Source organism: Escherichia sp. HH26CH, from assembly GCF_009820205.1.
Classification (GTDB): Bacteria; Pseudomonadota; Gammaproteobacteria; order Enterobacterales; family Enterobacteriaceae; genus Escherichia; species Escherichia coli_F.
Genome location: NZ_VNXM01000025.1, coordinates 278371 through 285200, shown reverse-complemented (window position 1 = coordinate 285200; position 6830 = coordinate 278371). Strand labels below are relative to the sequence as shown.

Annotated in this window: 8 protein-coding genes; all 8 read right to left on the bottom strand. The window is 53.5% G+C overall.

Annotated elements, in window-relative coordinates:
* Positions 1 to 113 precede the first annotated feature (113 nt).
* Genes hybG through hybO form a run of 8 tightly spaced genes read right to left on the bottom strand, consistent with a single transcriptional unit; the run spans position 114 to position 6659 of the window.
* Positions 114 to 362 (bottom strand): hydrogenase maturation factor HybG, encoded by a 249-nt coding sequence (gene hybG, locus FQ015_RS09940; RefSeq protein ID WP_000334896.1) that lies wholly within the window; start codon positions 360 to 362, stop codon positions 114 to 116.
* A gap of 12 nt (positions 363 to 374) precedes the next feature.
* The gene (gene hypA, locus FQ015_RS09935; protein ID WP_000544952.1) at positions 375 to 716 is read right to left on the bottom strand and encodes a hydrogenase maturation nickel metallochaperone HypA; all 342 of its coding nucleotides are present in this window, start codon (positions 714 to 716) and stop codon (positions 375 to 377) included.
* Positions 709 to 1197: a hydrogenase-2 assembly chaperone gene (hybE, locus tag FQ015_RS09930; protein ID WP_001001337.1), complete on the bottom strand. Its 489-nt coding sequence runs from the start codon at positions 1195 to 1197 to the stop codon at positions 709 to 711. Before hybE ends, hypA begins: the two co-directional genes overlap by 8 nt.
* On the bottom strand, positions 1190 to 1684 hold the full coding sequence (locus FQ015_RS09925; protein WP_001221942.1) for a HyaD/HybD family hydrogenase maturation endopeptidase: 495 nt from the start codon (positions 1682 to 1684) through the stop codon (positions 1190 to 1192). The genes hybE and FQ015_RS09925 overlap by 8 nt, the downstream gene beginning before the upstream one ends.
* Positions 1684 to 3387 carry a hydrogenase 2 large subunit gene (gene hybC, locus FQ015_RS09920; RefSeq protein ID WP_000083065.1) on the bottom strand — a complete coding sequence of 568 codons (1704 nt, stop codon included), beginning with the start codon at positions 3385 to 3387 and terminating at the stop codon, positions 1684 to 1686. Before hybC ends, FQ015_RS09925 begins: the two co-directional genes overlap by 1 nt.
* Positions 3384 to 4562 carry a Ni/Fe-hydrogenase cytochrome b subunit gene (hybB, locus tag FQ015_RS09915; RefSeq protein WP_000017703.1) on the bottom strand — a complete coding sequence of 393 codons (1179 nt, stop codon included), beginning with the start codon at positions 4560 to 4562 and terminating at the stop codon, positions 3384 to 3386. Before hybB ends, hybC begins: the two co-directional genes overlap by 4 nt.
* Positions 4552 to 5538 (bottom strand): hydrogenase 2 operon protein HybA, encoded by a 987-nt coding sequence (gene hybA / locus FQ015_RS09910; protein WP_001081868.1) that lies wholly within the window; start codon positions 5536 to 5538, stop codon positions 4552 to 4554. The genes hybB and hybA overlap by 11 nt, the downstream gene beginning before the upstream one ends.
* A 2-nt stretch (positions 5539 to 5540) precedes the next feature.
* On the bottom strand, positions 5541 to 6659 hold the full coding sequence (gene hybO / locus FQ015_RS09905) for a hydrogenase 2 small subunit (protein ID WP_000145410.1): 1119 nt from the start codon (positions 6657 to 6659) through the stop codon (positions 5541 to 5543).
* Positions 6660 to 6830 lie beyond the last annotated feature (171 nt).

The following is a 6830-nucleotide window of genomic DNA, read 5'->3' as shown; positions in this document are numbered from 1 at the left end:
GAAGGGATGAAAAAAACAGCGCCTGACGGCGCTGTGTCTGGCATGCCTGCAATCTGGGAAACCGGGGTAGAAAAAAACTTGCAGGCCATAACAGTATCTACGAAAGCTAATCATCACGCGCTGGTAATGTCGTAATCCATTTGGCGCAGCGCGTCTAATGTGGCTTTGGCTTCATCTTCGTCGATGATGCTCATGGCAAATCCGACGTGTACCAGTACCCACTGGCCCAGCAAATCGGCAGGGTTACCTTCACAAATCAGGGCGATATTCACGTCGCGCTTGATACCACATACTTCTACCTGCGCAAGCTGGTGAATATCTTCACCGACAGCCAGCACCTGGCCTGGAACGCCAATACACATTGTTAACTCCGGTTATTCAACTTCAATACTTTTGACGATCAGCGAATCGCCGGTATCGACACGCAACCGCTCGCCGTGACAGATCGGACACTGCGCATCGTGCTGATGAATCTCCACCACCTGGCTACAATCCCAGCACCAGGCCTGGGCGGGTTTATAGACGATATGTAAATCGCACCCTTGCGCCACCGTTCCGTGGCAGACAATTTCAAAACTAAAACGGACGGCGCTCTCCTCAACGCAGGATAGCGCGCCAATTTCCAGCCACACGGCGGTGACGCGCTTAACATCGTGCTGCTCCGCCTGCCGTTGGATAATTTCAACGGCGCTCTGGCAAAGCGACAACTCATGCATTTTCGCCACTCCTGCGGCCAAACAGCAGGGCGCGACGCCCTGCGTGTGGTACATCCGGATTGGTGACCGGCAGCGAAAGGATCATCCGCGCGCAGTCATCCGTCAGCCGTTGGCCCTCTTCAATCGACATGCTATGCGAAAGCGGCGACATCAGCGAGCAGGAGAGGTATTGCGAAACACCGTCCAGTTCACCAACAGTAAAGGTCATGGTGCCATACGGCAGTTGCAGACCAATTTTTTCACTGACTTTGCGCAGTGGCCAGAGTTGATCCGGGCCGGGGAAGATAACTGCACTCAGCATCCACGGGGTGATTACACACCCCGTCCACTGACCTTCGAACAGCGTAAAGTCAGAAACATACACTGGCATTGAAGGATGCAGAAAAGAGAGATCGTGCATCGAACGCCGGGCAATTTCTTCAAACGCTGCCTGTACTTGCGCCTTCGGGGAGGTCTGAAAACCTGCTATCTCTTCATTCATGAGTCGCCTCCCGTGGGATGGCTTCCACGCCTGATTCGCGCAGCGCAACCAGAACCTGCTCAAGCGCAGGTTCAATCATCGCTTCGACCGTCGGCGTCAAGCCGATGTGCGGCTCCAGCGATTCCGGGATCACGCCGACCAGGGTCAGCTTTTTCGGAAACTCACCGGTGAAGCGCAGGGCCGACAATACGTCGGCCAGGCCAAGCTGATGCGGAGAGATTTTGTTGGTAAACAACGCCGGAACTTCTTCATCCCGCAGGATCATCATCGTTCCCGGCGCGTTCTTTTTCGACACAATGGCATCGGCGATAATCAGATGATCGCGATTTGCCATGTCGCCAAGCAGCTCCATTCCCGCCGTGCCGCCATCGAGGATCTCAACATAATCCGGCAGAATGTATCGTTGCTCTAATGCTTCGACAATCCGCACACCGATGGCTTCATCGGTCAGCAAAATATTGCCAACCCCTAAGACTAAAATACGCATTACAGTACCTTCACTGAAACCACTTCGTTGCCGTCGGCATCCACTACGTGTACCGCACAGGCCATGCACGGGTCAAAGGAGTGAATGGTTCGCACGACTTCCAGCGGTTTATTCGGATCAGCAACCGGCGTGCCCACCAGCGACTGTTCGTAAGGACCAACGTCGTCATTGAAGTTACGCGGGCCAGAGTTCCAGGTTGATGGAACAACTGCCTGGTAGTTACTGATAATACCGTCTTTGATCACCATCCAGTGAGAGAGCATACCGCGCGGTGCTTCAAGGAAGCCAACGCCTTTGAACTCACCTGTAGCCGGAATGTTCGGCTTCACAAAGGTGGTGTGATCGCCTTTGCCGATATTGGTAATCAGTGCACTGTATTGATTTTGCAGGATATCCTGCAATTCGCAGCAGTGAACGGTACGACCAATAATACGGCCCAGCGTGGAGTGCAGCTGCGCCACTTCCAGCGTGTTGCCTGTCAGTTTCTGATAAATCGCAACGATTTCATTCAGTTTGTTTTGGGTAGATTCGCGACCTGCCGCCAGTTTCACCAGCATGTTAGCCAGCGGACCCACTTCTACCGTTTTGCCGTAGAAAGTCGGTGATTTCACCCAGGAATATTTACCGTCGTCAGACCAACCGTCGTAAGCCGGAATGGTGGTACCTTCCCACGGTGCCTGCGGCGCTTCGTCTTTATACCAGGAGTGCTTCGCACTTTCCTGAATCCCTTTGATCAGATATTCATCGGAATGAGAAGTGATCGGACGATACGAGGACAGATCCGCATTCTCAATGTAGCCGCCCGGGAACAGGAAGCTACCATTTTTGCTGTCGGTCGGAAATTCCGGCACGCTCAGGTAGTTCACCGCACCTTTGCCGCGCGTCAGCCATTCCGGGTAGAACGCGGCGATAACCGCGGTATCAACCTTGTAAACCTGCTCAACAAAGTCGCTCAGTTTGTCGATGAAAGACTTGATGTACATCAGGCGCTCAAGGTTCAGCACACCCAGACCGTCGAGGTTGATCGGGTTCGCGACACCACCTACCGCCAGGTTCTGAATGTGCGGCGTTTTACCGCCCAGCAGCGCCACGACGCGGTTAGCGTCACGCTGGCACTCCAGCGCTTGCAGGTAGTGCGCTACCGCAATCAGGTTAACTTCTGGCGGCAGTTTCATTGCCGGGTGACCCCAGTAGCCATTGGCGAAAATACCCAACTGACCGCTGGCAACCAGATCTTTGATCTTGTTCTGAACTTTGGTGAACTCTTCCGGGCTGTTCAGATGCCAGGTCGAAACGCCTTTCAGCATTTCGGAGGCTTTGGTTGGATCAGCTTGCAGTGCCGAAGTGATGTCCACCCAGTCCAGCGCCGAAAGCTGATAGAAATGAACGATATGGTCATGCGTGGTGTGCGCAGCCAGAATGATGTTACGGATGTATTGCGCGTTAACCGGAACGTCGATATTCAGCGCACTCTCTGCCGCACGGACAGAAGACAGCGCGTGAGTGGTAGTACATACGCCACAGATACGTTGCACAATCATCCATGCATCGCGCGGATCGCGGTTTTTCACGATCTCTTCCATGCCGCGCCACATGGTACCGGAAGCCCATGCTTTCGAAACGACGCCATTTTCGATTTCGCAATCTATGCGTAAATGCCCTTCAATACGGGTTACCGGATCAATAGTAATTCTCTGGCTCATGCTTTGCTCGCCTCATGACGATTATGATCGTTTTGTTTTAAAGGAGGAAGTATCGGCAGTAGACGAATGAGTACGATGTAAGCGCAAATCTCAATAGCCACAAAACCAATAGAAATCAACAGTTCTTCCCAGGTCGGGAAGTAGGCGTAACCGCCGCCCGGGTTGAATGCCACCAGCGAATAGGTCAGACGCCAGGTTGCACAACCTAACAGTGCGCTCAGTGCTGACAGGAACAGCATGCGGGAATCATTACGCAGCTTCGCCACACGCAGAACAACCAGCGGGAAGAGCATCAGCAGGACTTCAATCCAGAACATCACGGAGTAGAAGTCACCGGCAAACGCTAACGACAGCTTGTCGCGATAGATCAGCTCGCCAAAGCGCAACACGATGAAAATCGCCAGCAACACACTGATGGTGTTGGTCAGTTTGACGAACAGGCTCTTTTCATCCGGACCGTTGCCACGCAGACCCGCCTGCACCAGCGAACCTTCAAAGATGACAATCGAGAAGCCCATGATGAACGCCGTCAACAGCGAGAACAGCGGCAACATTTCATAGCTTTGCCACAGCGGATGCACCTTGTAGCCCGCCGAGATCATCAGCGACCCCATTGAAGACTGGTGCATAGTTGGCAGCAGCGCGCCGAGCGCGATGATGAAGAACATCACCTTGTTCAGACGCTGTAGCGATACTTTCCAGCCCAGACGTTCAAACAGTGCCGGAGCAAACTCGAGTGCCATCACGCCGATGTAGATAGTCATACAGACCGCCGTCTCGAACAGTACCGAGTTCACGTTGAAGTGACCCGGAATGTAGAAGTACGGCAGGTTCCAGTAGCGCCCCACGTCGATAGTGATCGACAAGCCACCCAGTGAGTAACCAAACAGACTTGCCAACAGTGCCGGACGCACCAGCGGATGGTATTGCCCACGATTAAAGACGTATACCGCCCACGCCAGCGCCCAGCCGCCACAGGCAAAGCCGGTGCCGATCAGCAGGTCAAACGCGATCCACACGCCCCACGGGAAGCCGCCGTTCAGGTCAGAGACAGAGCCCAGACCGAACACCAGACGCTTCACAATCAGGAGCATACAGATGACGATTAACGGTCCAAAAATCATGACCGGTTTACTGATGATTTTGCCGCCCAGCGGTTGTGGATCATGACTCATGATCGTCTCCTCCGTCGTGATGGTCGTTTTTGGTGTTGCGACGAACCAGCACGGTTAAGCCCGCCAGCACAGCCAGTGGTAGCATCATGCCTTTATACAGGGTGTGTTGAACATGTTCGGAACGCGCACCAGTAGAAAGATCGTCCAGTTTCGGCAGGTCGAGATTTTCATAAGGCACACCCGTCAGTACCAGAACCTGAGTACCGCCGCCCTCTTTCTCGCCGTACAGATGCGGATAATATTTCGGCACTGTGTGCAGGTAAGTGTCGCCAGATTTCAGCGTCTGACGTGGATAGTGGTATTCGCTGCCAGGCTTCAGCGCCAGACGTTTTTTCGCCTCCGCCATCAGCTCTTCACGCGTACCAAAAATCACCGCGCCCGCCGGGCACACTTCTACGCAGCCAGGCAGACCGCCTTTATCAAGACGTTCCACACCTTTCTGGTTGCAAAGCTCACACTTATGCAGCGCACCAAACGGGTTGTTGTAGTCGTACTTCGGCACGTTGTACGGACAGGCAACCATGCAGTAACGGCAGCCGGTGCACACATCTTTGTCGTAATGGACAATGCCGGTTTTCGGATCTTTTTTCAGCGCAGAAACCGGGCACACTGAGACACAGTTCGGATCGACGCAGTGCATACACTGTTTCTTAATGTACGCATAGCCGTTCTCTTCCTGGTCTTTGTTGACTCCCGTGCCGCTGGTCCACACCTGGATAATGTTATTGGTGTACGGCGACAGTTTGTCGTTATTCGACCAGGTCTGTTCCCCTTGTGGGTTACGTTCAGGGAAGTTGATATCCTGACACTTAGTGACGCAAGCCTGGCAGCCTACGCACAGCGTCGAGTCGTACAACATCCCCAGCGATCCCGGAATTGGCGGGCGGTTTTCAGCAGCCGCATGACTGACAGACGGCAACGCGCCCGTCAGCAATGCCCCGCAGGAGGCTGCTTTAATAAAATTACGTCTGTTCACGGTTATTCTCCCCGTGAGTCAGCGTTATCTTTCTTTTGCTGACGACCCAGTTCACGCACCGCCATCACGCTGACACCGGCAACCAGCCCAACCACACCGCCGAGCAAACCAATAGCGCCTGCCGAGACGTTGCCGCCTTCTTTAGCGTTAACGTCCGGTTTCTGTGAACGTGGAGTCTGGTTTTCGACGTTGGCAAGCTGATGGATGCCTTTATGGAAGCCGATACCTTCTTCGTTACAGCCATAGCACGGGTGACCAATCGCTACCGGCCACACACCGCCAACATCGCAGAATTGCAGCGTTGAGCAGTTGCCGTAAGTTTCTGGCCCTTTACAGCCGAGGTGGTACAGGCACCAGCCTTCGCGGTGGCCTTCATCACCGAACTCTTTGGCAAAACGACCAGCATCGAAGTGCGGGCGGCGTTCGCAGTGTTCGTGAATCAGACGGCCATAGGCGAAAGTCGGACGGTTTTTGTCATCCAGTTTCGGCGGTTTGCCGTAAGTGATGATGTGCGCAACGGTCGCGAGGAAGTTGTGCGGGTTCGGTGGGCAGCCCGGAATATTGATAACGGTTTTGCCCGGTAGAACTTCTTGCAGGCTGACTGCGCCAGTTGGGTTAACTCCAGCTGCGGCAACACCGCCCCACGCAGAGCAGGAACCGATAGCGATAATGGCTGCTGCGCCTTCCGCCGCTTTGCGGATGTGATCCACAATCGGCTCACCGGCAACCATGCAATAAATACCATTATCTTTTAATGGGATGGAACCATCCACCACTAACACATACTGCCCTTTGTACTTCTCGAGAGCGTTATGTTTGTTCTCTTCGACCTGATGACCGAAGGCGGCGGAAAGCACTTCGTGATACTCGAGAGAGATAGTCTCCAGCACGAGGTTTTCTACCGTTGGATGCGTTGCACGAAGCAGAGATTCCGTACAACCGGTGCACTCCTGCGCGCCAATCCAGATAACTGGCGGACGCTGCGGGTTAGTAACCGATTCGGCCATTTCTGCAGCGGCTTTGCTACTTAACCCCATGGTGGCGGCTAATGCTGCACAAAGCTTCATGAAATCACGACGGTTAATGCCGTGAGAATGGATGAGGGTGTTATCTCCAGTCATTTATAGTTATTCCGTTGCGAAGACCTGGCATATATTTTGCCTCAATCGCAAAATCAATAATGCGATCGATGCGCCATTTACCACACATTTATTATGGTTATCGATATCATGATACTGCGGCGGGGCACTAAAACGAAGGGAATAAGCATTAGTGTAATTAATTAAAGCAAG

Excerpts from the sequence above, each read along its gene's own strand:
- hybG (WP_000334896.1), bottom strand. The coding sequence starts at position 362 with ATGTGTATTGGCGTTCCAGGCCAGGTGCTGGCTGTCGGTGAAGATATT.
- hypA (WP_000544952.1), bottom strand. The coding sequence starts at position 716 with ATGCATGAGTTGTCGCTTTGCCAGAGCGCCGTTGAAATTATCCAACGG.
- hybE (WP_001001337.1), bottom strand. The coding sequence starts at position 1,197 with ATGAATGAAGAGATAGCAGGTTTTCAGACCTCCCCGAAGGCGCAAGTA.
- FQ015_RS09925 (WP_001221942.1), bottom strand. The coding sequence starts at position 1,684 with ATGCGTATTTTAGTCTTAGGGGTTGGCAATATTTTGCTGACCGATGAA.
- hybC (WP_000083065.1), bottom strand. The coding sequence starts at position 3,387 with ATGAGCCAGAGAATTACTATTGATCCGGTAACCCGTATTGAAGGGCAT.
- hybB (WP_000017703.1), bottom strand. The coding sequence starts at position 4,562 with ATGAGTCATGATCCACAACCGCTGGGCGGCAAAATCATCAGTAAACCG.
- hybO (WP_000145410.1), bottom strand. The coding sequence starts at position 6,659 with ATGACTGGAGATAACACCCTCATCCATTCTCACGGCATTAACCGTCGT.